The sequence below is a fragment of the Moorena sp. SIO3B2 genome, assembly GCF_010692525.1.
Lineage (GTDB): Bacteria > Cyanobacteriota > Cyanobacteriia > Cyanobacteriales > Coleofasciculaceae > Moorena > Moorena producens.
Window position 1 is genome coordinate 1 of record NZ_JAAHHE010000546.1, and the last position, 3,274, is coordinate 3,274.

Below are 3,274 nucleotides of genomic sequence, written 5' to 3' on the forward strand. Positions count from 1 at the left end.
GGCATGCTCCAGGGATGGCGACTGTTCCATGGTCGTGAGGGGATTGCGATCAGTTGATTGTTGGGATAAGATTATTATGCCTAAAAACTATAACATAGAGCGCTACTCCCTATTCCGTACCTACAACCAAATCCCACAGCACATCAATACCACTGCCCACATAGTCGGAATCTTGGTGTTGTTCAATCCATTCAATCACAGTAGGGAGAACATGATTCGATGTTTTGCCCAAATTGCCCAAGGCTTCGCTTGCCCACCGACGCACACGATAATGCTCATCCTGAAGCCTTGCTAGGAGGGCGTTGACTACGGGTTCTGAGCTGTTGCCTAATTTACCTAAGGCTATGGCCGCCCACCGACGTACACGAGAATCATCATCCTGAAGCTGTGCTAGGACGACCTTGACTACGGTTTCTGAACTATTGCCCAATTTGCCTAAGGCCAAGGCTGCCCACCGACGCACACCAGCATCGGGGTCCTGAAGCTTTGCTAGGAGGGCGTTGACTATGGTTTCTGAGCTATTCCCCAATCTGCTCAAGGCATCGGCTGCCCCCCCACGCACACCAGCATCGGGATCCTGAAGCCGTGCTAGGAGGGCGTTGACTACGGTTTCTGAACTATTGCCCAATTTGCCTAAGCCATAGGCTGCCCCCCCACGCACATCAGCATCGGGATCCTGAAGCCGTGCGATTAGAGCCCTTACTACGGTTTCTGAGCTATTGCACAATTTGCCCAAGGCCACAGCTGCCCTCTCACGCACACTAGCATCAGAATCCTGAAGTCGTGCGATTAGAGCCCTTACTACGGTTTCTGAGCTATTGCCCAATTCGCCCAAGGCTATGGCTACCCTCCAACGCACATCATAATTCTCATCCTGAAACCTTGCTAAGAGGGCGTTGACTACGGTTTCTGAGCTATTGCCCAATTCACCCAAAGCATCGGCTGTCCTCCAACGCACATCAGAATCATCATCCTTTAGCCGTGTCAACAATATTGTAATTACCTCATCTTTTTCCCCGAACTCAGCTCGATACTTCAGCAATCGCCAGTCATCAATTCGATTCGTTTGGGTAGCGTGGCCTACGGCCAATTCCTGTTCCAATAATTCCAATACCTGTGCTTCAAAATCAGTTTCATATAAACTACAAATTATATTAAAAACCTGCTCATCAACCCTCTCCCCAACCCGCTCTTGACTACTCAGCTCTAACTCAAACAACCGCTCCAAAATCTTTTGCACCAACCCACGATCAGCACCAAGCAAATTTTTCGGGTCTTCTGCCAAACAACTACCAGCAAACAACAAATCACGATGCAACCACTGCTCATAGTTACTAGTATTATTCAAAACTGCCCGAATCGCCCTCGCTGCCTTTTTCGGTTTTTGCTGTGCTATCAGCAATAATAACACTTCGCGCCAGTGGGAGTCATGCAAATGCTCCCGAATCTGACTCAAAACAATCTCAAAATCTCCCTCATTATCCGCCTGATAGTCAATCTCTTCAGCACACAAATATTCCTGAAAGGTCTTATGGACAAAAGCGTAACAATTTTGCCCTTGCTCATTCAACAAACCAGTGCGATCGCGAATCAAGGTTACAAATGCTTCGGCTTCTTCTTCAGCTTGGTATAACTGCACCTGCTTCAAGGTTTTAATCTGCTGACTCAACTGATCAATCAACTCATCTTGGTTAATCAAGGTGCCACCTTCATTATTGCCAACATTTCCCTGAGTATGAATCCAATAAGCCAACAATTCCATCAATCGGCGTAAATCATATAAATCTAGATACTTAAATATTCCATGACTGCTGATTTCTTTGTTAGCATCCCAAGAGGTTAACAACGTCTTGACAGCACAATTATAAAGCTCAAACCGTTCCTTAGGTAATATAGCTTGATACCGATGAATCAATGCAATAATTGTCAACAATAACGGATTCCGTGCCAATAGCTTAATCCTGTCATTATCATCCAGCGCCTTTCGTAAACTATGCTTGCGCCTTTCAGCTTCGGCTTGATCTTGAAACCTGCTGTTATACCAGTTATCAATAAATGCCGAAATCTTCTGGTCATCAAAGGGTTCAATTTGATAGTGGGGAAATTCCTCAGTGTGGAAAAAGTCGCGTCGATAACCAGCCGGTCTAGATGTAATAATAGCGCGATTTCTGTCAAACTGTCCCAAAAAATTCTCAATCCGCCTGACTACATCATTCCGTTTAGCCTCTTCTGGCACTTCATCCAAACCATCTAGCAATATCAACGCCCTCCCATCAGATAACCAATGCTCAAAAAATCCTACTGGTAACGGTTTCACTGACATCGTGTTTTCAGCAAATACCCGAGCATAGTCGATCAGGCTTTTATCGAGATTTATCGCAAAATCTCGCATCCTAATTAAAATCGGTAGCCAGTCCGTATCAGCATCTAATCCTAAAATCTCAGGATTTTGCTGAGCCAACATTACTGCAAAATAACTCATCAAGGTGGTTTTTCCGGAGCCTGGCGCACCCAATATCACTACTCGTCTTGATTGACTTTGGCTCAATAACTGCTCCGCCAATAATTTGCGGCCAGTCGTCTTTGCTAATAGTGCTATTTCTGACTTTTCCCCACTACCAGCTGCTAACAAATCCCGTTCCCAAGCGCCAACAGTTGATACGTCTTCCACCACATCTGGCATTACAAAGATTTGGGCTAACTTCTCGGATTTTTCTACTTCTTGCCCAGGCACAGCAATGCCAGCAAATTTAACATCATCAAACCAGTTAGCTAACTGCTCACAATAATCCTGTTTAGCTACCTGAAATTTTAGATAAGTATCGGTCTGCTGAAAATAAGCATTAATAAATTTCTCTATCCAAGGCTTAATACTATCTTGATTCAGTTTAATGTCATTGGCTTCACCTTGCTGTTGAAATACCGTGCTTAAAATCTCTCGATCAGGCTTACCGTGATTAAGTAGCGGTTTCTGTAATTCCGCCAAAACAGCAGAATTAGTAAAATAGTCGCGCAAAAAATTATTAACTCCATTCCAGCCATCCGGTCTAGCGTGAAAAAATAAGCGCTGGCTCGGATCCCGTTGTTTTTCCCATTCTTTAACTGCCGCTTCGCCCGCTTTGATTGCCTTCTCTACATCGCTTTTAGTCAGAGCTTGACTTAAGCTATCCCATCCTTGTCCCGAAACAATCTCTAACAACGATTCCCCTATTTTCGGGATTGCCCAACCGGCTAATACTGACAAGGGTTCTATCATTTATGTCTAATTATGGTT

1 protein-coding gene is annotated in these 3,274 nt (G+C 44.7%); it reads right to left on the reverse strand.

What is annotated here, in order from left to right:
* Positions 1-109: 109 nt before the first annotated feature.
* The gene (locus F6K38_RS37730) at positions 110-3,256 is read right to left on the reverse strand and encodes a sister chromatid cohesion protein PDS5 (RefSeq protein ID WP_502709645.1); all 3,147 of its coding nucleotides are present in this window, start codon (positions 3,254-3,256) and stop codon (positions 110-112) included.
* Positions 3,257-3,274 lie beyond the last annotated feature (18 nt).